Annotated in this window: 21 protein-coding genes; 9 read left to right on the top strand and 12 right to left on the bottom strand. The window is 72.7% G+C overall.

Going from position 1 to position 22,803, the window contains the following annotated elements:
* Window positions 1–8: 8 nt before the first annotated feature.
* Window positions 9–1,121: an alanine dehydrogenase gene (gene ald / locus ACWEN6_RS36900; protein WP_354916122.1), complete on the top strand. Its 1,113-nt coding sequence runs from the start codon at window positions 9–11 to the stop codon at window positions 1,119–1,121.
* A gap of 135 nt (window positions 1,122–1,256) precedes the next feature.
* Here the strand turns inward: ald and ACWEN6_RS36895 are convergent, their stop codons facing one another.
* Window positions 1,257–2,234 (bottom strand): helix-turn-helix transcriptional regulator, encoded by a 978-nt coding sequence (locus ACWEN6_RS36895; RefSeq protein ID WP_452576634.1) that lies wholly within the window; start codon window positions 2,232–2,234, stop codon window positions 1,257–1,259.
* 85 nt (window positions 2,235–2,319) lie between these two features.
* Here ACWEN6_RS36895 and ACWEN6_RS36890 point away from each other — a divergent pair, with 85 nt between their 5' ends.
* A complete protein-coding gene (locus ACWEN6_RS36890) occupies window positions 2,320–2,748 on the top strand; it encodes a VOC family protein (RefSeq protein ID WP_452576633.1) in 429 nt (142 codons plus the stop codon).
* Window positions 2,749–3,205: 457 nt separating this feature from the next.
* Here ACWEN6_RS36890 and ACWEN6_RS36885 read toward each other — a convergent pair whose 3' ends face one another.
* The 6 genes from ACWEN6_RS36885 to ACWEN6_RS36860 all read right to left on the bottom strand — a co-directional run bounded on the left by ACWEN6_RS36885 (window position 3,206) and on the right by ACWEN6_RS36860 (window position 9,739).
* The gene (locus ACWEN6_RS36885; RefSeq protein WP_452576632.1) at window positions 3,206–3,559 is read right to left on the bottom strand and encodes a VOC family protein; all 354 of its coding nucleotides are present in this window, start codon (window positions 3,557–3,559) and stop codon (window positions 3,206–3,208) included.
* 448 nt (window positions 3,560–4,007) lie between these two features.
* A complete protein-coding gene (locus ACWEN6_RS36880) occupies window positions 4,008–5,798 on the bottom strand; it encodes a tetratricopeptide repeat protein (protein WP_452576631.1) in 1,791 nt (596 codons plus the stop codon).
* A gap of 81 nt (window positions 5,799–5,879) precedes the next feature.
* A complete protein-coding gene (locus tag ACWEN6_RS36875; RefSeq protein WP_452576630.1) occupies window positions 5,880–7,106 on the bottom strand; it encodes an urease accessory protein UreH domain-containing protein in 1,227 nt (408 codons plus the stop codon).
* A 397-nt stretch (window positions 7,107–7,503) separates the two neighbouring features.
* Window positions 7,504–7,776, bottom strand: coding sequence for an SHOCT domain-containing protein (locus ACWEN6_RS36870; protein WP_452576629.1), 273 nt, complete (start codon window positions 7,774–7,776; stop codon window positions 7,504–7,506).
* A gap of 191 nt (window positions 7,777–7,967) precedes the next feature.
* Window positions 7,968–8,615 carry a response regulator gene (locus tag ACWEN6_RS36865; RefSeq protein WP_452576628.1) on the bottom strand — a complete coding sequence of 216 codons (648 nt, stop codon included), beginning with the start codon at window positions 8,613–8,615 and terminating at the stop codon, window positions 7,968–7,970.
* Window positions 8,612–9,739 carry a sensor histidine kinase gene (locus tag ACWEN6_RS36860; RefSeq protein ID WP_452576627.1) on the bottom strand — a complete coding sequence of 376 codons (1,128 nt, stop codon included), beginning with the start codon at window positions 9,737–9,739 and terminating at the stop codon, window positions 8,612–8,614. Before ACWEN6_RS36860 ends, ACWEN6_RS36865 begins: the two co-directional genes overlap by 4 nt.
* Window positions 9,740–9,944: 205 nt before the next feature.
* On the opposite strand from ACWEN6_RS36860, the gene ggt reads away from it, so the two are divergent.
* Complete coding sequence (ggt, locus tag ACWEN6_RS36855) at window positions 9,945–11,777, top strand: gamma-glutamyltransferase (protein ID WP_452576626.1); 1,833 nt, start codon at window positions 9,945–9,947, stop codon at window positions 11,775–11,777.
* 40 nt (window positions 11,778–11,817) lie between these two features.
* Here ggt and ACWEN6_RS36850 read toward each other — a convergent pair whose 3' ends face one another.
* Window positions 11,818–13,314, bottom strand: coding sequence for a flavin-containing monooxygenase (locus tag ACWEN6_RS36850; protein WP_452576625.1), 1,497 nt, complete (start codon window positions 13,312–13,314; stop codon window positions 11,818–11,820).
* A 248-nt stretch (window positions 13,315–13,562) separates the two neighbouring features.
* Window positions 13,563–13,733 carry a hypothetical protein gene (locus ACWEN6_RS36845; protein ID WP_354836650.1) on the bottom strand — a complete coding sequence of 57 codons (171 nt, stop codon included), beginning with the start codon at window positions 13,731–13,733 and terminating at the stop codon, window positions 13,563–13,565.
* A gap of 122 nt (window positions 13,734–13,855) precedes the next feature.
* On the opposite strand from ACWEN6_RS36845, the gene ACWEN6_RS36840 reads away from it, so the two are divergent.
* Both ACWEN6_RS36840 and ACWEN6_RS36835 read left to right on the top strand, forming a co-directional pair.
* Entirely contained in the window at window positions 13,856–14,839 is a 984-nt protein-coding gene (locus ACWEN6_RS36840; protein ID WP_452576624.1) for an SURF1 family protein, read from the top strand.
* 49 nt (window positions 14,840–14,888) lie between these two features.
* Window positions 14,889–15,209, top strand: coding sequence for a DUF3817 domain-containing protein (locus ACWEN6_RS36835; protein ID WP_452576623.1), 321 nt, complete (start codon window positions 14,889–14,891; stop codon window positions 15,207–15,209).
* Window positions 15,210–15,332: 123 nt separating this feature from the next.
* Here the strand turns inward: ACWEN6_RS36835 and ACWEN6_RS36830 are convergent, their stop codons facing one another.
* Together ACWEN6_RS36830 and ACWEN6_RS36825 are read right to left on the bottom strand one after the other, a co-directional pair.
* Window positions 15,333–15,524: a hypothetical protein gene (locus tag ACWEN6_RS36830; protein WP_354916164.1), complete on the bottom strand. Its 192-nt coding sequence runs from the start codon at window positions 15,522–15,524 to the stop codon at window positions 15,333–15,335.
* Between the two features lie 216 nt (window positions 15,525–15,740).
* On the bottom strand, window positions 15,741–16,685 hold the full coding sequence (locus ACWEN6_RS36825; protein ID WP_354836642.1) for an LLM class F420-dependent oxidoreductase: 945 nt from the start codon (window positions 16,683–16,685) through the stop codon (window positions 15,741–15,743).
* Window positions 16,686–17,170: 485 nt separating this feature from the next.
* On the opposite strand from ACWEN6_RS36825, the gene ACWEN6_RS36820 reads away from it, so the two are divergent.
* Window positions 17,171–18,226, top strand: coding sequence for a winged helix-turn-helix transcriptional regulator (locus ACWEN6_RS36820; protein WP_452576622.1), 1,056 nt, complete (start codon window positions 17,171–17,173; stop codon window positions 18,224–18,226).
* Window positions 18,227–18,401: 175 nt separating this feature from the next.
* A complete protein-coding gene (locus ACWEN6_RS36815) occupies window positions 18,402–19,703 on the top strand; it encodes a cellulose-binding domain-containing protein (RefSeq protein WP_452576621.1) in 1,302 nt (433 codons plus the stop codon).
* A 230-nt stretch (window positions 19,704–19,933) separates the two neighbouring features.
* On the opposite strand, the gene ACWEN6_RS36810 is transcribed toward ACWEN6_RS36815, so the two are convergent.
* Window positions 19,934–20,827 carry an arylamine N-acetyltransferase family protein gene (locus tag ACWEN6_RS36810; protein WP_452576620.1) on the bottom strand — a complete coding sequence of 298 codons (894 nt, stop codon included), beginning with the start codon at window positions 20,825–20,827 and terminating at the stop codon, window positions 19,934–19,936.
* A gap of 80 nt (window positions 20,828–20,907) precedes the next feature.
* Here ACWEN6_RS36810 and ACWEN6_RS36805 point away from each other — a divergent pair, with 80 nt between their 5' ends.
* On the top strand, window positions 20,908–21,591 hold the full coding sequence (locus ACWEN6_RS36805) for a response regulator transcription factor (protein ID WP_354836634.1): 684 nt from the start codon (window positions 20,908–20,910) through the stop codon (window positions 21,589–21,591).
* 52 nt (window positions 21,592–21,643) lie between these two features.
* Window positions 21,644–22,803 (top strand): HAMP domain-containing sensor histidine kinase (locus ACWEN6_RS36800; protein ID WP_452576619.1); only part of this gene is annotated, 1,160 nt, incomplete at its 3' end.

The raw sequence follows: 22,803 nt of genomic DNA, 5'->3' as shown, positions 1-22,803 counted from the left end.
ATTCCGTAATGAAGATCGGCGTGCCAGCCGAGGTCAAGAACCACGAGTACCGGGTCGCCGCCACCCCGGCGGGCGTGCACGAGCTCGTCCGCCACGGCCACGACGTCTACGTGCAGCGCGACGCGGGCCTCGGCTCGCAGATCCCGGACGAGGAGTACCTGTTCGCGGGTGCCAAGATCCTCGACAGCGCGGACGCGGTCTGGGGCGAGGCCGACATGGTGCTCAAGGTGAAGGAGCCCATCGCCGAGGAGTACCACCGGATGCGCGAGGGGCAGGTCCTGTTCACCTACCTGCACCTCGCCGCGTCCCGTGCGTGCACCGACGCGCTGCTGGAACGCAAGGTCACCGCCATCGCCTACGAGACCGTGCAGGCGGGCGCCGCCCTGCCGCTGCTCGCCCCGATGTCGGAGGTCGCCGGGCGGCTCGCCCCGCAGGTGGGCGCGTACAACCTGATGCGCTTCAACGGCGGCCGCGGCGTGCTGCCCGGGGGAGTCCCCGGCGTCGCCCCCGCCAAGGTCGTCGTCATCGGCGGCGGCGTCTCCGGCCTCAACGCCGCGCAGATCGCGGTCGGCATGGGCGCCGAGGTCACCATCCTCGACGTCAACGTCGACCGGCTCCGGCAGATCGACGCCATCTACCAGGGCCGCCTGAAGACCATCGTCTCCACCCGGTACGCCATCGAGCAGGCCGTGGTCGAGGCCGACCTGGTCATCGGCGCCGTGCTGATCCCCGGCGCCAAGGCCCCGACCCTGGTCTCCAACGAGCTCGTCTCGCGCATGAAGGCGGGGTCGGTGCTGGTGGACATCGCCATCGACCAGGGCGGCTGCTTTGAGGACTCCCGGCCCACCACCCACGCCGAGCCCACGTACAAGGTGCACAACTCGGTCTTCTACTGCGTGGCCAACATGCCCGGCTCGGTGGCCAACACCTCGACCTACGCGCTCACCAACGCGACGCTGCCGTACGCGGTCAAGCTGGCCGACCTCGGCTGGCGCGAGGCCCTGCGCGCCGACCCGGCCCTCGCCCTCGGCCTCAACACCCACGCCGGCCGCCTCACCTACGCCCACGTCGCCGAGGCCCACAACCTCCCGCACGACCCGGTGACCGCCGTCCTCAACTAGCCGGACCAGCGCCCGAACCGGCGCCACGCCCTCGCGGCCGGGCCGGCGATCGTCGGAGCTTCACCGCCGCCGGCGATCGTCCAAGCTGCACTGCCATCCATGCGGGGCCGCGGGGGTGGCGCCGTTCTCGTGGTGTCACGGAGTGCGGGGCGGGTCCGACGGGTTCGCGTACTGGTCGGTGAGTTCCTGGCCGATTCTGGCTAGTTCGGTGCGGACCGATTGGGGCTCTACCACTTCGGCCATCGCGCCCCAGCCTGCCAGTTGTTCGGCGATCGAACGGGCCATGTGCGCCGCCACGCGTGCCCGGACCCGCCCGTCGGCCCGCTCATCCTCCTGGGCGACGACCTCGCAGTGTCGTCCGAAATGTGAGCGGAGCACCGGAAGCAACCGGGCGTCCACCAGCACCACGGCCGACACCAGGGATCGCCGCAGCTCCATCTCCGCCACCACGCGCGTCCACTCCGCCGAGAGGTCGAAGTGCTCGGGCCGCTCCGCGGGCAGATCCGTGACGTCCGCGGACGCGATGCGGTCCAGGCGGAAGGTCCGCTGACCGGCTTCGGTGCCCGCGATGAGGTACCAGATTCCGTCCTTGTCGACCAGACCCAGCGGATCGACCAGGCGCTCCGTCGAGCGACCACCCTTGCCGGTGTAGGCCAGCCGCACCTTGAGCCGGCGCACGACGGCGTTCCGCAGCGGTCGCAGGAGGGCGGGCGGTTCACGGTCCGCCTCGCCCCAGTTCGCCGAGTCGGACACGACCGCCCGGGACGCGGCCTCGGCGTCCGAGCGGAACGTGGCGGGCAGGGCGCGGATGAGCTTGCGCAGGGCGGAGGTCACCTCGGGCTCGGCCGAACTCGCCGGGCCCAGGAGCAGGAAGAGGGCCTGGGACTCGGCCGCGTTCAGCCCGCTCAGGTCCGTGCGGGCGCCACCGACCAGCGACCATCCTCCGCCGCGTCCCGGCTGCGGGTAGACCGGGATCCCGGCCGCGGACAGGGCCTCCAGGTCACGGCGGGCGGTGGCCACGGAGATCTCCAGCCGCTCGGCCAGCTCTGCGGCCGTCACCCTGCCCCGCGCCTGCAGAAGCAGAAGAGCAGCCACCAGCCGGTCAGCGCGCATGTTCCCATCATGGCTTTAAAAGTGCTCAATCGGTGAGCACTTTGGCGGGGACGATGGTCACATGACCGCGAGAGAGGAAGCCGAAATGCTGCGAGGACTCACCACCGTCACGTTCTACTCGCCCGACTTCGAGGCCACCAAGCGCTGGTACACCGAGCTGTTCGGCCTCGCGCCCTACATGGACAGCCCCGCGTACATGGAGTGGCGCATCGGCGACTACGAGCACGAGTTCGGCGTCATCCACAGTTCCTACGCCGGCAGCGAGCTGGCCCGGACCGCCGCCCCCGACACGATCGGACGAGCGGCGGGCGCCGTGGTGTTCTGGCACGTCGACGACGTCCCCGCCGCCCTGGAGAGGCTGGTGGCGATGGGAGCCAAGGAGCACGACGCGCCGCGCGACCGCGGCACCGGCTTCATCACCGCCTCGGTGATCGACCCCTGGGGCAACGTCCTGGGCCTGATGTACAACCCCCACTACCTGGAGGTCCTGGGCTCACCGCGAAAGGAGTCGTGAACCTCGGCCCCAACGCCGCCGCGTGGCGCCGCGCGCGGGCCGACGACCCGCGCCGCGCCATCACCACGACCACCAGGCGGCGATGAGGGAGTCCTCGTCTTCCCGCAGCCTGACGGCTCGTCGGTGCGTCAGGTACGCGGCCGCCGAGCCGTCTAGCAGCGCCCTCCCAGACTCCACCACTTATCGCCCACCACGTAGGCCCGGTTGAAGGCGCCGCGGCGGTGGGTCGTGGTACGGCGAATTCGGCGCCGCACTACGGCGCCAAGCGCACACAGCGTTTCCGGGTTGCCGAGAAAGCGGCTCGGTGCCTCACCGTACAAGGCGCCAGCAGCACCGACCACCTTCCCCGTGTCCGCGCCGCCCAGTCGCACTCTGAATGGCGGGCCGTTCGCGTAGCACCATCTCAACGACGCGACCGGGCGGCCATCAGCACGTCACGGCCTGCGTGGAGGAATCGTCAACTGGGCTGCCACAGTTCGACCCGGTTGCCCTCGGGATCGGTGACCCAGCCGAAGCGGCCGACACCCTCCATGTCCTCGGTTTCCTTGGCCACGTCCGCCCCCGCGGCACGCAATTGCGCGAGCATCGCGTCCAGGTCGCGGACCCGGAAGTTGAGCATCGTCCGCTGGGCACGGGAACCGAAGTACTCGGTCTCGGACTCGAAGGTCGCGAACACCGTCACCCCGGCTTCCTGACGCCACAGGCCGTTCTCATCGGCGTCCAGTCCCAGGCAATCGCGATACCACGCACCCAGGGCCGCGGGGTCGGCGGCCCGCAAGAAGTATCCGCCGATTCCAAGCACACGTTCCATGTCGCCATCTTGCCAGGGCGCGATCGCCCGCTTCACACTTCGTCTCAATCGCGGAGGAACTCGGTACCGCCATTCGGCACGTACTGGGTGGCATTGGATGGCGCCGTAGCGGGCGCCGATTTCGCCGTACCACGCCCCGCCGCCGCGGCGCCTTGATCGGGCTGTGCGGTGGGCGATGAGCGCTGGGGTCGGCTCGAGAACCGGCGAGCACGACGAGTCCGGTAGCGCAAGGGATCGGGGAGTGCGAGGGGCCGGGGAGCGCGTGGGGCCGCAGGTCCCTCGCCGGGGGTTCGGGGCCGTGCCCCGAGATCAACACGGCCCGAGCGCTTTTGCGCGGAGCGCGCCGAAAGCTCCGACCACGCCTTATGCACCTCAAACGACACGAGGGCCCTGCGCGGAGCGCGCCGAAAGCTTGGACCATGACGTACGCACATCAAATGAGCGTGGGTCAGGTGAGGCCGAGGCGTTTGCGCAGTTGGCGGGAGGTGGCGAGGACGTGCTCGATCTCGGTGGGGGTGGGCCAGGGGGCGAGGCCCGGCCTCAGCAGTGTCATGCGTACCGAACTGAGGTGCTCCACCGCGCCGGCGTGCAGGCCGCTGCGCTCGGTCAGCCAGGCGACCACGTCCACGGGCTCGCGGAGGCGGCGGGTGAGCAGGTCCCAGGTGCCGAGGATCTCGGTGAGCTCGGACATGTGCAGGACGGTGCCGCCGCGCCTGCCCGCCGCCGCGACGGCGAGCTCGGCGCGGGCCACGAGTTCGGGCTCCACGGGCCGGTCCCAGGTCTGAGCCGCCTGCGGAACGGGCGCCGCCGCCCGGAACCGGGAACCTGCGGGACGCGCGTCCGGGTCCGTCGCCCGCGATCCGGAGCCAGACGTCCGTGCCCCGGAGGCGGCCGGTCGCCCTCCCGAGGCGGACGAGCGAGCCCGCAGGCCGGACGGGCGTGTCCCAAAGCCGGACGGTTGTGTTCCAAGGCCGGACGGTTGTGTCCCCGGAGCGAACGGCCCTGACCCATGGGTTCCAGGGGTGGAGGGTTGTCCTGACCCGGCGGTCCCGGGGGTGGAGGGTTGTCCTGAGCCAGTGGCCCCGGGGGTGGACGGTCGGCCTGCTTCGGGGGCGGGCGGCGCACCGGGGTGGGCTCCTGGAGTGGACGGGGGCTGGTCGGCGGGGGCGGGGCGGGGCCATGGCTCGCTGGGGTGGTCGCCGACGACGGAGCGGACGGTGTCGAGTTCCGCCGCCGCGCCCGGGTGACCGTTGGCGGCGGCCTGGCGCAGCCAGTGCTCTCCTCCTCGCAGGTCGTTGTGCTCGGCGATGAGCAGCAGGCCGAAGTTGTAGGCGGCCTCGGCGTCTCCGCTCGCGGCCGCGCGGCCGAACCAGTGGCTCGCGGCGCGCGGGTCCTCCAGTTCGACGCACACGAAGCCGGCCATGCGCTGGTCCTCGACCCGGCCCAGGTGCGCCGCGCGCTCGAACCAGGCCCGCGCCGTGCGCAGGTCGCGCCGGGCCAGCGCGAGCCTGCCGAGCTGCGAAGCGGCTCCCGGGTGGTCCACCTTGGCGGCCAGGCGGTACAGGGCCTCGGCGCCCTCCGGGTCGCGGTCCGCGTGCAGCAGGCGTCCGAGGTAGTACGCGGCGTCGGAGTGCCCGCCGCGGGCCGCGTACTCCCACCACGCGCGGGCCTGGGCCTCCTCGCCGGAGGCGTAGTTGAGGAAGGCCAGGTCGTGGGCGGAGGCGAGGTCCCCGGCCGACGCGGCGCGGTGGTGCCAGTCGCGGGCCGCGATGGTGTCGCCGACGTCCTCGCACAGCAGGGCGAGCCGGCGCGCGGCCGGACGGGAGCCCGCTTCGGCGGCGGTCTCGAACCACATGCGGGCGCCGCGCACGTCGCCGCGCTGCTCGAGCAGCAGCGAGGCCAGGTTGACGGCCGCCTCGGCGTCGCCGGCGCCGGCGGCGATCTCGTACCAGGTGATCGCCTCGTCGAGGCTGCCGTGCTTCTCGTGCCAGATGCCGAGGTTGTAGGCGCTGTCGATGTTGCCCGCTCCGGCGGCCCGTTCCCACCAGTGGCGCGCCGCCGACCGGTCGCCGCGCTGGGCGTACAGGCGGCCGAGCCGGTGGGCGGCCATGGAGTCGCCCGCCTGGGCGGCGCTGAGCAGTTCACCCTCGGTGCGCTCGGGGAGCGGCGGCTCGGACGCGCGGGGAACCGGCACGGCGGGCCACGTGACCGCCTCCGGTTCACCATGCCACCACGTCATGGGGGAAAGAGTCGCACGTGATCCAAAGAGATGGAACATAATCGACTGCTTCTTGCCGTCCGGCGGAACGCGTTTGACCCGCTAGCCTCCCTGGCCAGGGTGTGCGGGGTTCTCGGGCGGGTTCGCCACGCCAGGTTTGTTTATGTTGATAATTCCGACATACATCCCCATCCCGCATACATAGCGGAGCGTTCCCGGATTCTGCGGCGCCAGCCGTACGGTGAACGCGCCGCTCTCGGGAAGCGTGAGGTCCCGGCCCTGGAGGGTGACCGACCGCGTGCATCCCCGGTTGCCGCGGGTGCGGAAGACGATCTCCGTCGGCCGCCCGGCATCGACGGCGGCGATGCCCGGACGGTACCCGTGGTCGGTCGACCAGATGGTGAGCACCTGCGTGCCGTCCGCCCGTACCACCGCCCGCGCCGTCTCCCGCCCGGCCCCCGAGACGGCGGAGACGGCGTTCCGGGGGGTGCCGGAGGCCGTCTCGGGGCCGCCGGCCGGCGGCCAGCCGCCCAGGCGCAGACCCGCGACGACCGTCGCCGCGCCCGCCACCAGCGCGCCCGCCGCCGCGACGGCCGCGAGCCTCCTCGCGGCCACCCGGCGGACCAGAAGCCCGAGGACGGCGAAGCCGGGTGCGGTTCCGGCGACGAACCCCGCCATGACGGCCGCTCCGCCGAGCCACGACCCGCTGGAGACGGCGACCGTCTCGGTGGTGAGCGTCACTCCGCAGGGGATGAGCACGGTCGCACCCCCCAGTGACGCGGGCCGCGCCAGCGCCCGCCACCGCTTCGCCCGCTCCCGCCGCCCGGACGGGCCGGCCTGCGCCTCCGGCACGCCGTCGCCGTCCGGGCAGGCCGGGCGGCGGCCCTCGGGGCCGTCGAAGGAGGAAGCCGGAGAACCGGCGCGGAGCGGAACCGGGCCCTCCGCGCAGTGCGGGTCGCGAGGACCCGCCGAGTGCGCGCCCGGTGATCCGGCGAGGCCGGCAGGAGACGGGCTCGTGGAGCAAGGGGGGCCGGGGCTCCGGCTGAGCGCGAGGCGGACGGCGTAGACGACGACCGCGATGCCGGCCCCCACCAGCAGCGCCGCGCGGACGGGCGGCGGGAGCCGTACGGCGTCCCCCAGCAGGCCGAGCAGCGCGCCGGCCGCCGCGTGCGAGAGCAGCCGCCCCGCGATGAACGCCGGAACGACGCCGCGTCCGCCCCGTCCTCGGGCGAGGCCGATGAGGACGCCGCCCTGGACCGCCGTACACGACGCGGTGCCGGCCACCAGGCCCGCGGCGAGCCCGCCGGCGAACAGGGCCGCGGGCGTCACGCCCGTCCGGCCCGGGACGGCCTAGCCGGTCGCGGTGCGTTCGGCCGCACGCGGTCCTCCTCCGTAAGGGGTCACTAGCGGAAGGTAACCGATGATGGCGGTGACGAACAGTGACAGTGCGGTAACCGTCCGGCCGTGTCCTGCCGAGTCCAGGTCCTTCGGCGCATCGGCGCGCTCGCCGTCGTGCTGTGGCTGGTGGAAGGGCTGCCCGCCGGCTCCCTCGGGGTGGTGGAGGGCTGCCCCCGGCTTCCTCGGGCTCGTGGAAGGGCTGCCCCCATTCCCTCCTCTGTACGCGCAGGGGGTGGACGCGGGAGGCCCCACCCCGTGCGGTGCGCTCGGTGGACGGGACGTCCCGCCCCCCTGCGGTGCGCCGGGTGGGCGGGACGTCCCGCGGGTGTCAGCTGGCGGCGCCCTTGAGTACCGACATGCGCTCGAAGTACTCCTCGTCGCTCAGCTCGCCCCGGGCGTACCGCTCGGCCAGGATCTTCTCGGCCGAGGTCGTCGGGGACGCCGCGGCGCGGGCCGCCCACGGAGGAGTGCCGCCCGCGAACGGCGTCCAGCCCCCCTTGCGCGACCGGAAGACCAGCACGACGAGCGTCACCCAGAACAGTCCCCAGAAGATCGGGATGATCGGCCACAACGGGCCGGGTCCCCAGTGTGCGTACGGCATCTGTCGCTCCTCGTTTCGTTCGGATGCCTCAACACTCCTCCGCGCGGCCTCGCGCGGCATCGCCCCGCGGGCGCGCCCCGCGCTACCGCGCCCGATGGCGCACGCTTCCCCGCCCTACCACCGGCGTCGTACGGCACCCGCTCACCCGCCTACCGCCGGCGTCGCAGGGCGCCGCCGGAGGGGGCAGGAGGTCAGATCCAGCCGGGTTTGACCAGGCCGGACTCGTAGGCGATGACGACGAGCTGGGCGCGGTCGCGGGCGGCGAGCTTCATCATGGCGCGGCTGACGTGGGTCTTGGCCGTTGCCGGCGCCATGTAGAGCTTGGCGGCGATCTCGTCGTTGGTCATCCCGGTGCCGACCAGCGTCAGCACCTCGCGCTCGCGCTCGGTGAGCTGGTCCAGGCCGGCCGTCGTCCTGGGTTCCTTGGCCCGCGAGGCGTACTCGGCGATCAGCCGCCGGGTGACGCTCGGCGACAGCAGCGCCTCGCCCGCCGCGACGACGCGGACGGCCTGGATCAGCTCGGCCGGCTCGGTGTCCTTGACCAGGAAGCCGCTGGCGCCACCGCGCAGGGCCTCGAACACGTACTCGTCCAGCTCGAAGGTCGTCAGGATGATGACCTTCACGGCCCCGGGCATCTTCCGCGTCGCGGTGAGCCCGTCCATGCCGGGCATGCGGATGTCCATCAGCACGACGTCGGGTTCGTGCCGCTCGGCCAGGCGGACGGCCTCGGCCCCGTCCGAGGCCTCGGCGACCACGGTCATGCCTTCCTGGGCGTCGAGCAGGGCGCGGAAGCCTGCGCGCACGAGGGCCTGGTCGTCCGCCAGCAGTATCTTGATCACTCGGTGTCCTCGGAGGGGTCGGTTTCCGCCGCCGGCGGGATGGGGAGCACGGCCTCGACGCGGAAGCCCTGCCCGTGCGGGCCTGCCGTCAGGGTGCCGCCAAGGGTGGTGGCGCGCTCGCGCATGCCCGGAATGCCGTTGCCGCCGCCCTCCCCGGCGAGCGCGCCGGGCGCGGTGGCGCCCCCGTCCTCGACCAGGACGGTGAGCCGGTCGTGGCCGTAGGCGAGCGTGACCGTCGCCGGGGCGCCGGGCGCGTACTTGGTCGCGTTGGTGAGCGACTCCTGGACGATGCGGTAGGCGGCGCGCTCGACGCCGGGCGGCAGCGGCCGGGGTGTGCCGGTGACGCGCTTGGTGACGTCGGGGCCGCTGCGCTCGATCAGCTCGTCGAGCTGGCTCAGGTCGGCGGTGGGCGAGCGCGGAGCGTCGTCGCGCAGCACGCCGAGCAGCGAGCGCATCTCGGTCAGCACGTCCTTGCTGGCCTGCTTGATGGTCGCGAGCGCCGTGCGGGCCTGCTCAGGGTGATCGTCGATCAGGTGCAGCGCGGTGGACGCCTGGACGTGGATGAGGGAGATGCTGTGCCCGAGCACGTCGTGCAGTTCCTGCGCCATGGACAGACGCTCCTCGCTGGCCTGCCGCCTGGACTCCTCCTCGCTCACCCGTTCGCGCTCGGCGCGCTGGTCGCGGCGGCCGCGGACCACTTCGGCGACGGTGAGCACCACCAGGATGATGGCGCCCACGCTCGCGTGGTGGAACCACCCTTCCCTGTGCGGCAGCAGCCAGGTGGCGTAGGCGACGAAGAACAACCAGACGGCGCCGCCGGCGAGGTAGGCGGAGCGCCGGTGCCTCATCTGCACGGTGTTGAAGATCGCGATGATCGGGCTGAGGAACACCGGCCCGTAGGGATAGCCCCTGTACACGTAGAAGGCGGTCAGCGCGACGATCGACCACAGTGTGAGCACCGGGTGGGCGCGGCGCGCGGACAGGGCCAGCGGCCCCAGCGAGAGCAGCAGGAAGCCGAGCGGGTCGAGCGGGATGCGGGTGACCGGGTCGCCGGGGTGGATCTGGCCTCTCTGCGCGGCCATGGTGCCCCAGATCTGCGCCATGCCGGCCAGCAGGGGCAGCATGGGATCGACCCAATGGGGAGCTTTAGCGCGCACCCGTGAAAGGTACGTCAACCCGCTGACCAGCGCATCCGCCCAGAGTGGCAGGGGTGTCTACCGTGCCCGGTGTACGAGCGGGGGCCAGGGGATCGTTGTTGACCCCGGTTGTGATGCTGTGAGTCAATGCTGGTGCGATCTAGGAATGAGGTCCGCCATGAGCCTTCGCCGCATGACCGTTCCCCTCGTCGGGGTCGCCGCCTCCCTCGCGCTCGTCGCCCCGCCCGGCGTCGCCGCGGCCTCGCCCGCGCTCGGCGGGCCCCCGCACGGGCAGCCGGCCGCCAAGGTCCCGGTGGCCGAAGGGTACGGCGGGGCCGTCTCGACCGTCGACCTGGACGCCAGCAAGGCCGCGCTGAGCGTGCTGAAGCGCGGCGGCAACGCGATGGACGCGGCGGTCGCCGCGGCGGCCACGCTCGGCGTCACCGAGCCGTACTCCGCCGGTCTGGCCGGCGGCGGGTTCCTGGTCTACTACGACGCCCGGCGCGGGAAAATCGTCTCGATCGACGGGCGCGAGAAGGCGCCCCAGGCGATGACCGAGACCTCCTTCCAGGAGAACGGCGCCGCCATCCCCTTCGCCGACGCCGTGACCAGCGGCCTTTCCGCGGGCGTGCCGGGCAGCGTGGCGCAGTGGGAGCTGGCCCTGCGCCGCTACGGCACCTTCTCGCTCAAGCAGGCGCTCCAGCCGGCCGTCGACGTGGCGTCGAACGGCTTCACCGTCGACCAGACGTTCTACGACCAGACGGCGCAGAACGCCGACCGCTTCGCCGCGTTCACCTCGACCGCCGCCCTGTACCTGCCGAACGGCGCCCCGCCGCCCGTGGGGTCGGTGTTCCGCAACCCCGACCTGGCCGCGACGTACCGCGAGCTGGGCCGGCGGGGCGGCGAGTGGCTGTACGGCGGCCGGCTCGGCGAGGAGGTCGTCGCCACGGTCAAGAGGCCGCCGGTCAAGCCCGGGTCCACCCGGGTGGTGCGGCCGGGCCTGATGGAGCTGTCCGACCTTCGCGCCTACCGCGCCCTGGAGCGCCCGCCGACCAAGGTCGGCTACGGCCCGATGGAGGTCTACGGCATGGCGCCGCCGTCCTCCGGCGGCTCGACGGTCGGCGAGGCGCTGAAGATCCTCCAGGCGCTGCCCAAGGTCGGCCTGCACGAGTACCTCGAGGCGTCCCGGCTGGCCTTCGCCGACCGCAACAAGTTCGTGGGCGACCCCGCCTACGTCGACGTGCCGCTCAAGGAGCTGCTGTCCGACGGGTTCGCCAAGGAGCGGGCCTGCCTGATCGGGGACGTCGCGATGCCGAACCCGGCCGCGCCAGGCTCGCCCGACGGCTCCTACGCGGGCTGCCAGTTCGAGGGCACGGCCGTCCCCAGCGGCGACCCGGCGCCCGCGAAGGGCGCCGAAGGGCAGGCCGAGAAGCCCGAGGGGCCCGAGACCACCCACCTGGCGGTCACCGACCGCTGGGGGAACGTGGCGGCCTACAACATCACGATCGAGCAGACCGGCGGCAACGGCATCGTCGTCCCCGGCCGCGGGTTCCTGCTCAACAACGAGCTGACCGACTTCACCTTCGGCCCGGCCCCCGGCGACCCGAACCTGCCGGCCCCCGGCAAGCGGCCCCGCTCGTCGATGGCGCCGACGATCGTACTGAAGCACGGCAGGCCTCTGCTCGCGATCGGCTCGCCGGGCGGCGCGACGATCATCACGACGGTGCTGCAGATCCTCGTCAACCGGTACGAGTTCGGCATGTCGCTGCCGGACGCGGTCGCCGCGCCGAGGGCGAGCCAGCGCAACGCCGCCGCGACGCAGGCGGAGCAGGCGTTCATCGACCGCTATGGGGCCGAGCTGACCGCTCGCGGCCACACCTTCACGCTCGTTCCCGGGCCGCCGGTGGGGGAGATCGGCGCGGCCACCGGCCTTGAGTTCCTCGGCAAGGGCAAGGTCCAGGCGGTCGCCGAGCCGACCCGCAGGGGCGGAGGCAGCGCGCTGGTGGTCACCCCCGCCCGGCCCTGACGGCCCTGACCCGCACGACCCGCCGGCCGGGTCGCGCGGGTCAGCCGATCAGCTCGAAGTCGCCGGGCTTCACGGCGCGGGTGCGCGCCCAGAACTCGAAGGTGAAGCCCGGCCAGATCGCGCGGTTGGTGCCCTTGCCGTCCAGGTACCAGCTCGTGCAGCCGCCCTCGGACCAGACCAGGCGCCGCAGCCGCCGCTGAAGCCGCTCGTTGTAGGCGCGCTCGGCCGAGGGCCGCACGTCCAGAGCCCTCGCGCGGGTCGCCGAGAGCAGGCGCAGGCACGACATGACGAGGCGCACCTGAGCCTCGATCATGAAGACGACCGAGGTGTGGCCGAGGCCGGTGTTCGGGCCGAGCAGCATGAACAGGTTGGGGAATCCGGCGGTCAGGGTGCCCAGATAGGCCCGGATGCCGTCCCGCCAGGCGTCCTGAAGCTTCAGCCCGTCCCTGCCGATGATCGGCTGCTGGGCCAGCGACTCGGCGACCTTGAACCCGGTGCCGTAGATGATCACGTCGACGGGGTGCTCGCGCCCGGTGGCGTCGACGACCGAGTGGTCGCGGATCTCGGTGATGCGGTCGGTGACCAGCTCGACGTTGTCGCGGCAGAGCGCCGGGTAGTAGTCACTGGCCAGCAGGATGCGCTTGCAACCGATGGTGTAGCCGGGCGTCAGCCTGGCCCGTAGCTCGGGGTCGGCCACCTGGGAGGCGAGGTGCCTCCGGGCGACGGCCTCGTGGACCTTCATCAGGCGGGGGTCGACGGCGAACCCGAGGGCACGGGTCTCCAGCAGCCAGTAGATGCCGTCGCGCAGCGCGCGGTCCGCCGGCGGGAACCTGCGAAGCGTGCGCCTGGTCCGCTCGGTCAGCGGGATGTCCGGTTTGGGCTGAATCCACGGCGCCGTCCGCTGGAAGACGCTCAGATTCTCCACCACGGGGGCGATCTGGGGGATGAACTGGACCGAGGAGGCTCCGGTGCCGACGACCGCGACGCGCTTGCCGGTCAGGTCCACCGAGTGGTCCCAGCGGGCCGAGTGGAAGGCCGGTCCGGCGAACGACGCGCGCCCGGGGATCTCGGGCACGGAGGGGACGTGCAGCCCGCCCATGCCGGCGACGACCGCGTTCGTCGTGAAGGTCCCGCCGTCCTCGGTGCTCACCAGCCAGCGGCGCTCGCGGTCCTGGTACTCCAGCGCGGCGACCTTGGTGCCGAGGCGGAGGTGCGGCGCGAGCCCGTACTTCTCCGCGCATGCCCGCAGGTAGTCCCAGATCTCCCCCTGCGGGGCGAACAGGCGGGTCCACTCGGGGTTGAGGTCGAAGGAGAAGGAGTACATGGGGGAGGGGACGTCGCAGGAGCAGCCGGGGTAGGTGTTGTCCCGCCAGGTGCCGCCGAGCTCGGAGTCCTTCTCCAGGACGACGAAGTCGTGGTAGCCGGCCTGCTTCAGCTTGATCGCCATGCAGAGCCCGGCGAAGCCGGCGCCGATGATGGTGATGCCGGGGCCGTTGGCCGCCGTGCCGTCGGCGTCGGCGGGGCCTGTGGCTGCCATGCCGTCTCCCTACCCGGTATTGGATGACCCATCCAATTGAAGCGCCGCCCGGGACGCGCGGTCCATCGTTTCACGGTGGTCCGATCCACGATACGGGCTGCCAGGCCGTGCTCTCGCGGGCTCTCGCGGCTCTCGGGGGACCGCACGCAGACCCCCGCTCGGGGCTCTCGCGGGCTCTCGCGGGCTCTCGCGGGCATGGTGAAAGCGCCGACGGCGGTCGCCGACGGCGCGAGGCACCTGTCAGGTGGTCACTTCACGAGCAGGAAGACCACCACGGCGATCACGATGACGGCGGCCACGGCCGCCACGATGGGGACCAGGCGGGACCGCTGCGGCGCGGCGGCCTCCGGCTCCTGGCGCTGGGCGAAGGCCTTGAACTGCTGGGTGTTACCAGCAGGATCAATCTGAGGTTCCGACATGGAAGGAACTTTAGCCATCCCCAGCATGGCTTGACGCCCTTTATGCCAGTTAGGAGTCAGTCCAAGGGCGGGAGGCCCGACCGGCGGGCGGGACCGCGGGCCCGGACGGATAGCGTGGTGGCATGCTGCGGACGCTGCTGTCGCCCCGCCTCGTGGGCCTGCACCTGGTCACGATCGTGCTGGTCGTCGCGTTCGCCTTCCTCGGCCGCTGGCAGCTCGGGGTGTTCGAGGAGTCCGGGCGGCCGCACGCCGTCGCCGACCCGGCGCCGGTCGAGCTGACCACGCTGGTGCCCCCCGGCGGGCGCATGCCCGCCGCGGCCGGCGGCCGCCGGGTCGCCGCCCAGGGCGCCTACGACTCCTCGCGCCAACTGCTGGTGGCCGAACGCGCGCCCACCGTCGAGACCGGCGGCGGCGCGGCGACCGGCGGGGACGACGGCTACTGGCTGCTCACGCCGCTGACGCTGGCCGACGGGACGGTGATCCCGGTCGTCCGCGGCTGGGTGCCCTCTCCCACCGACCCCGCGACGGCCGTCCCGGACGGCGCGGTGACCGTGACCGGGCGCGTCCTGCCGCCCGAGCCGACCGACTTCGCCCGGCGGCGGACGGCCCCGCTGCCGGGCGGGCAGGTGGCCACGGTCTCCACGGCAGAGCTGGTCAACCTCTGGCGGGGCGTCCGGCTGCGGGATGGATTCGTGGTGGCCACCGACCAGACGGGGGCCGTGCCGCGGGCCGGGTCGGCCGTGCGGGCGGTGGCCGTGCCGCCGCCCACCGAGAGCGGCGGCTTCACCTGGCGCAACCTCGCCTACGCCGCCCAGTGGTGGATCTTCGCGGGGTTCGCGGTGCTCATGTGGTTCCACTTCGTCCGCGACACGGTGCGCGCGGCCCGCCCCGGACGCGCCGCCGGCGGCGAGGAGGAGGACGGCGAAGGCGGCTCCGGCGAGGACGGCCCGGGCGCCGCCGGACCGGAGGACGTCGCGGCCGCCGGACCGGAGGGTGTCGCGGCGGCCGGACGGGAGCACGGCGCGGCGGCGGAAACCGCGGGCGCTCCGGCCGCGGGTGCTCCGGCCGCGGGCGCGCGGGCCGCGGGCGCGTCCCCGCGGGAGTGACCGCCCTCCCTCCGGGATATCGTGTGGTGACCGCTCAGCTAGCGAGGTAATGATCGTCGTGGAATCCGCGCTCAAACCGTTCCGGGTGTTGGCCTACATCGTCGGCTGCATGCTGCTCGTCCTGGTGGCGTCCATGGTCGTGAAGTACGGCTTCGACAACGCCACCCCCGTCGCCGTCGTCGGCCCCGTGCACGGCTTCGTCTACGCGGTGTACCTGCTGACCGCGCTCAACCTCGGGCTCAAGGCCCGCTGGTCGTGGCCGTACACCCTGGGTGTGCTGCTCGCGGGCACCATCCCGTTCCTGTCCTTCGTGATCGAGCGCAAGGTGACCGAGCGGGTGCGGCGGCAGCTGGCGGTCGCGGCGGCGTGAGCGCCATCGCGTGACAGGACGGAGCGCCCGTCCGGTCACGCGGCGCGGCCGGACCGGGCGGATGCCGCCGGACCGGGCGGATGCCGCCGGGCCGCGGCCCTGGCCGGGGTGGTCCCCGGGTGGTCAGCCGCCGATCTGGCGCCTGCGGATGCGGCGCAGCCGGGCACGCTGGGACTCGTCCAGCATGAAGTAGGCCGCCACCGGGCCGCCCAGCAGGACGATCACCAGGATCCAGGCCACCAGCGACGGCAGCAGGAGAAGGGCGAGGATCGAGGCGATCGCCGCGCCCACGTAGTACTTCGACAGTGGCGACATTGCCGGGCCTTTCTGTTCGCCGGACGGGGGAGGCCCCCACCGCCCATTCTGCGTCGTCACCTCAACGAGCGGCCGCCGGGGCGGAGTTCCGCCGGGCACCGCCGGCGAGGGGCCGTGGCGTGTCGCGGTCCGGGCCGGGAGTTTCCGGAGGAGCCGGGGCGCGGTCGTGAGAGCCGTCGGGGTGGCGCGGCCGGCAGAGCCTTCGGCGTCGTGGTGTCAGTCGGCGAGGGCTTTCAGCGTGGCCTCGCCGCACGGGTCGCTCTCGGTGCTGACTGGGACGAGCGCCACCTCGTCCACACCCGCCTCCTCGTAGGCGTCGAGGCGGTCCATGATCTCCACAGAGTCGCCGATCAGGGCGACCGCCTCCAGCATGCCGTCGGGGATGGCGGCCAGCAGCGCGCGCGGGTGCGGTTCGGTGCGGGCGTAGGCGACGACGTCCTCGAAACCCGCCTGGGCGAACATCTCGCGGTAGCCCGGCGCGTACAGATAGGGCACCAGGGCGCGCCGGATCTGCTCGATGGCGGCCTGGTCGGGGTCCACGGCGGCGGCGACCCAGGCGGCGACCCTGGTCGTGGGGGAGAGCAGCCGCAGGTCGGTGATCAGGCGGGCGGCCGAGGCCGGCGTGAGCAGGTTGAGCACCATGCGGTCGGCCAGCGCGGCGGCCCCCACGGCGGCCGGGCCGAAGGCCGCGACGCTGATCGTCGAGCGCGGGGCCGCGAGTCGCAGACGGTACCCCCGGCTGGCGACGTGCGCGCCGGAGAAGTCGGACCTCTCGCCGTCGAGCAGCGGCCGGAGCGCCTGGACGGCCTCGCGGAGCGCCGCCGCGGAGCCGGACCGGGACCTGCCGTGCCACTCTTCCACGACCACGGGTGTGGAGGTGCCGAGCGCGACGCCCACCGGCCTGCCGGTGAGGTCGGCGACGGAGGCGGCTCCCATCGCGATCATCATGGGGTCGCGCACGTTCACCGCCAGCGGGCCGACGGTGAGCGCGGCCCGCCGCGTGCGCGCGCCGATCGCCGTGGCCAGGGCGAAGGCGTCGTAGGTCGCCATTTCCCCCACCCATATCTCCGGATAGCCGTGCTCGTCCGCGATCTGTGCGGTGAGCACCGCCTCGCCGGCCGGGCGATCCTGCCATAGCCCGACGGAGACGCTGAGCCTCATGTGTAACGCTCCTGCCATCGCCCGGGGGAGCCGCGACGCCTCGCACGGCACGCCCCCGCCACCGTCCTTGCGAGGCGTTCAGTCAACCCCATGAAAGACCGGCCCCACCACTGTCGTGCTGGAGGCGTCATCAGTCGGTTATGGGGTCGAATCATCGGAGCTGTCCGGCTCCGTGGCGGTGGTGCGGACGTGGGAGGGAACGGCTCGTGGGACGAGGTGGACGGGTGTTCGCCGGGCCCTGTCCGCCCCGCCTCGTCCGCGACCGTCGCCATCGCGGCCGTCGCCATCGCGATCGGCTCCACCGCCATTCTTGGAAACTACGATGAAAAAAGTCAGCTCGCAATCTCACTCGATCGGTGGCCCGATGGGAGAGCCGGTGAATGTGACTTAGAGTTGACGCGGTGAACACCAAGGAGTTATCGGTCGCGGCCGGAGTTCATTCGGCCGAGATCGACCAGAAAGTCGCACAACATCCCGCATCTAGGGTGAATATCACCCAAAAGGGATACCATCCCGAAAATCCGCTGCCCTGGCCCGCGGCCCTGCACGCCGAGGCCGATGGCGCGGACACCGATCTCAGTGCCTTCGGCCGTGCCCTGGGCATGCTCGGCGACCGCTGGGTGCTGCTCATCATCCAGCGCGCCTTCCTGCTGCACGTGCGCACCTTCGCCGGGTGGCGCGACGAGCTCGGCATCTCCGAGTCCGTGCTCGCCACGCGCCTGAAGGAACTGGTCGGCCACGGCATCCTCGCCCCCGTCGCCTACCGCGACGGCCGAACCCGCTACGAGTACCGGCTGACCGGCGCGGGCCTGCGCCTGTGGTCCTTCCTGCTCGCCATCCACGGCTGGGAACGCGACTGGGCCGACGGCCCCAACCTGCTCGGCCCGACCCACGACATCTGCGGCCAGGACGCCCGCCCCTACCTGGCGTGCGGGGCCTGCCGGCGTCCGGTCAGCGCCCGCGACACCGCGACCGAACTCGGGCCGCGCGCCTCGTTCGTCCGCATCGGCCTGCCGCGTCACCATCGCCGCACCCTGCGGGGCGGCGACCACGTCGGTTACTGCCCGCACTCGATGGAGATCCTCGGCGACCGGTGGAGCACGGCGGTCCTGGCCGCCGCGCTGCTCGGCGTCAAACGGTTCGTCGACTTCCAGAGCCGGCTCGGCATCGCACCCTCGGTGCTCACCGAGCGGCTCAAGCGGTTCGTCGAGGTCGGAGTGCTCACGGCCGACTCCTGCCGCCTCTACCGGCTCACCGAGAAGGGGCTGGCCTTCTTCGAGGTCTTCGCCTTCCTCGCCGAGTGGGCGCAGCGCGAGCTGCCGGTCCCCGAGGACGCCCGGCTGGTCATCACCCACAGGTACTGCGGGGAGGTCCTGACGCCGGTGCTGGTCTGCCTCGCGTGCGACGGCGTTCTGGAGCGCAGGCGCATCCACTTCGACCTGACGGGGTACGTGCCGCCCGCGCGACGCGAGCATCCCCGCCGTGACCGGCCGCCGCCCGCGTCCCCGGAGCCGTACCCCGTCGCGGGGCACGTGAGCTGAAAGATTCAGCCGGCTCACAGGCTCGTCCGAGGTCGGTGAACGGGCGAGGGCGGTGTCGTTGACAGGCGGTGGTCAAGCGGACGACCATCGGCGATCGAGCGCGGCGGAGCGATCCCGGTCCGGCGCGTGGGAGCGCTCCCACTTTGTCAGCGGCCTGCAGAAAGTGAGCTGTTCCATGAGTGGTCCCCTGTCCGGCCCTCCGGCCTCGCCGCCACCGTCGTCCGTATGGCCCGCCTTCCGCCGCTTCGGGAGGCGGGAACTTCTCGCGGTCCTGGCCGCGGTGACCGCGGTCGCCGCCATGCTGCTGCCGGTCCGCGCCGCCTCGGCGGCGGACCCCGTGTGCAGGGTCGCCTACACCGTGAACCAGTGGGCCGGAGGGTTCACCGCCTCGGTCAAGGTCACCAACCTCGGGTCCGCGGTCACGAGCTGGCAGCTCCGCTGGGTGTTCGGCGGCGACCAGAAGGTGTCCAACGCCTGGAGCGCGACGGTCACCCAGTCGGGGACCGCCGTGACCGCCGCCAACGCCTCCTACAACGGCAACCTGGCCACCGGGGCGTCGGCGGACTTCGGCTTCCAGGGCACCTGGGCCTCCGCCAACCCCGTCCCGTCCGACTTCACCTTCAACGGGGTCAACTGCAACGGCACCGGTCCGACGCCCACTCCCACCCCGACGCCGACCCCCACGCCCACCGTGACCCCCACCGTCACGCCGACGCCGACGCCGACGCCGACGCCGACTCCCACGCCCACGCCGACCCCCACGCCCACGCCGACGGTGGGCCCCCCGCCCGGCTGTAACGGCGCCGTGGTGTGCTCCGGCTTCGAGGACCAGACGTCCTCCTCGCCGAGCGGGGACTGGCAGGTCGTCACGCCGAACTGCTCGGGCACCGGCACGGCGACGATCGACTCCTCCACCACCCACAGCGGCGGCAAGTCGCTGAAGATCAGCGGCGGGGGCAACTACTGCAACCACATCTTCGTGGGCACCACCAAGAACGTCTCCTCGATCGGCCCGGTGGTGTACGCGCGGATGTGGGTGAGGCACACCACCGCCCTGCCCGCCACGCACGTCAGCATGATCACCATGGCGGACTCGGCCAACGGCAACAAGGACCTGCGCATCGGCGGGCAGAACAGCGCGCTGCAGTGGAACCGCGAGTCCGACGACGCCACCCTGCCCGAGCAGAGCCCCACCGGGGTCTCGCAGAGCAGGCCGCTGCCCACCGGCCGCTGGGTCTGCCTGCGCTACCAGATCGACACGACCAAGCAGGCGATGAGCACCTACCTGGACGACCAGGAGGTCCCCGGCCTGCACCTGGACCAGACGCCCACCCGCGACATCGACTCCCAGTGGCTCAGCCGCACGACCGCTCCGCGCCCGGCGACCCTGCGCCTGGGCTGGGAGAGCTACGGCAGCGACTCCGACACCATCTGGTACGACGACGTCGCCTTCGGCTCCTCTCCGCTCTCCTGCTGAACCCGCTGAATTCGCTGGACCGGCTGGACCTGTTGTACTGGCCGCGACGCTGAGTGCGGCCGACCGGTGAGGTGGGCCGGTGACGCGCCGCAGGACCCGCCGCCGGCCGCGAGGGACCCGAGACGGACCGCCGTCCGTCCCGGGCCCCTCGTCGGTTCCGCCCGTCCGCTCGACGAGGTCCGGCGCTATCGGGACGCAGAAACGTGGGCCGGGACCGGTGAGGCGGGTTCTCAGCCGCCGGCCGGTTCCGGCTCCCGGGGCGCCTCGGCGCTCGCGAGCCACCTCTCGTGGGCTTCGCTCAGCCGCCGCCACAGCCGCTCCTTGCGCTCCGGGGCGACATCGTCCAAGGTCAGGCCGAAGACGTCGGCCAGCGCCTCGAAGTAGTCGCGCCGGCCCGACAGCACCGAGGTCCCCTCCTCCGAGCCGATGCGGCTCAGGCTCAGGCCGCGGAGGCAGTCGACGCCCGCGGCGTCGCGCCGCTGCACCGACATCACCGAGCGGAAGCTCGACTGCGGCGAGGCCGACAGTTCCTGGTGCTTCATGGCGAAGGCCGACATCTCGGTCGGCTCGGCGCGGAAGTCCATGCCGACGAAGCTGCCGCGCGGGTCGTGGTCGAACCGCAGGCCGCCCGGCTCGGCCTCCGAGGGCCGCAGGCGGTACTCGAAGGGTCCCTGCCGGTGGACGCCCTCGACGAGCGGGAGCGGTTCGTGAAGGGCGTCACCGAGGCCGACGTCCACGAACCACACCCCGTCCGGGCACCGCTCCGCGGGCAGCCCCGACACGGTGAGCGCCAGGTGGTTGCCGGTCACGCCCACGGGGGAGTCCGCCCCGCCCTGCACCCCGCCCACGTGCCGGGCCACCCGGTACCCCAGCGCGGCGAGCAGCAGCGACAGGGCGCCGTTCAGATGGAAGCAGTAGCCGCCCCTGCCGCGCAGGATGCGCCCGGCGGACTCCAGCGGCTCCACCGAGGTCGGCTCGTCCATCCAGATGTGGAAGTACTCGTACGGCACGCGCTCGACGTGCGCCCGGTGCAGCCGCACCAGGGATTCGACGCTCGGCGGACCGTCGAGCCCGCCCAGGCCGATACGGCGGAGATAGGTGGAGACATCCAAAGATCGCGTCACGGGGCAAGCTAATCAAGCTGCATCAGATCTGCACATATGCGTTCGGATAGTCTGCACGACCGGGTTCTAGGCTTCCCACCGTGACAGACCAGCGACGCATCCTCGTGGTCGAAGACGACAACACCATCGCCCTCGCCGTGCGGAGCCGGCTCATGGCCGAAGGCTTCGACGTCCGCATCGCCGACGACGGCGAGGAGGCGCTGGCCGCGTACGCGAAGGCCGAACCGGACCTCGTGGTGCTCGACCGCCTGCTGCCCGGCCTCGACGGCCTGGAGGTGTGCCGGCGGATGCAGGCCGCGCGGCCGGTTCCGGTGCTGATGCTGACCGCGCTGGGCGAGGAGACCGACGTGCTCGTCGGCCTCGGCGTCGGCGCCGACGACTACCTCACCAAGCCGTTCAGCATGCGCGAGCTGATGGCCAGGATCCACGCCCTGCTGCGCCGGGTAGAGCGGGCCGCCCAGCTCGCGCACGAGGACACGGTGATCCGCGCGGGCGACGTGGAGATCAACACGGCCGAGCGCAGGGTCTTCGTGCGCGGAGTGGAGGCGCAGCTGACGCGTACCGAGTTCGACCTGCTCAGGCGGCTCGCCGAGCGCCCCGGGCACGTCTTCGAACGCGAACGGCTGCTGTCGGACATCTGGGGCTTCTCCGAGGCCGCCGCCACCCGCACCGTGGACAGCCACGTGCGCTCGCTGCGCCGCAAACTCGGCTCCGGCATCGTCCGGACGGTCCACGGCGTCGGCTACGCCCTGGTCAAGCCATGAGCCCCCGTCCCACGCCGAACGGCCCGCACCCCGGGGGAAAGGGGGGCGCGTCGTGAGGCCGCTCGACTTCCTGGGCCGGGTGAAGATCAAGATCGGGCTGGTCATCCTGCTAGCGGTGGCCACGGCCTTCGCGCTCAACGAGTACGGCCGCTCGCTGGGGGTCGTCCCCTGGGTCCGCATGGGGCTCGCCGCCGTCCTCAGCCTCGGAATGGTGCAGCTCGTCGGCCGGGGGATGACCGGGCCGCTACGCGAGATGGCCGCCGCCGCCCAGACGATCGCCAAGGGGCGGTACGGCATGCGCGTCAGGGCCACCTCCCGCGACGAGGTGGGCGAGCTCGCGCGGGCGTTCAACGCCATGGCGGCCGACCTCGGCGAGGTGGACCGGCAGCGCCGTGAACTGGTGGCCAACGTCAGCCACGAGCTGCGCACCCCCATCACCGGACTGCAGGCCGTGCTGGAGAACCTCGTCGACGGCGTCTCCTCGCCCGACAACGCCACCCTCAGCACGGCGCTCACCCAGACCGAGCGCCTCGGCCGGCTGGTGGCGCAACTGCTCGACCTGTCGCGGCTGGACTCCGGCGCGCGGCCCATCGAGCCCGAACCCGTCGAGTTGGGCCCGCTGTGCGCCCAGGCCGTCCGGGAGGCCCGGCTCGCGCGCGAGGAGGTGTCGCTGTCCAGCTCGGTGCCCGCCGCACTGGGCGTCCACGCCGACCCCGCGCTGCTCGGCCAGGTGCTGGCCAACCTGCTCGACAACGGCGTCCGGCACAGCCCGTCCGGCGGCGCGGTCCGGCTCGAGGCCCGCCCGGCGGGCTCCGGAGTGCGGCTCAGCGTCACCGACGAGGGGCCCGGCATCCCCGCGCCGGAGCGGCCCCGGGTGTTCGAGCGGTTCTCCCGCCTGGACGCCGCCCGGGCGGCCGACGCGGGCGGCGCGGGACTCGGCCTGGCCATCGTCAAGGAGATCGTCGAACTGCACGGCGGCTCGGTGCGGGTCGCCGACACCACCTCCGGCTGCCGCATGGTGGTCGACCTCCCCGGAAGGACCACGGTCATGAGCGACCTCCCCGACGACCCGCCCGGCGACTCCGCGTCCAGGTCCGGTGATCCCGCGTCCAGGTCGGGTGATCCCGCGTCCAGGTCGGGTGATCCCGCGTCCAGGTCGGGTGATCCCGCGTCCAGGTCGGGTGATCCCGCGTCCAGGTCGGGTGATCCCGC

The organism is Sphaerisporangium sp. NPDC004334 (genome assembly GCF_053602655.1).
The sequence above is the reverse complement of the archived record's forward strand: the minus strand, read 5'-3'. Positions and strand labels throughout refer to the sequence as shown.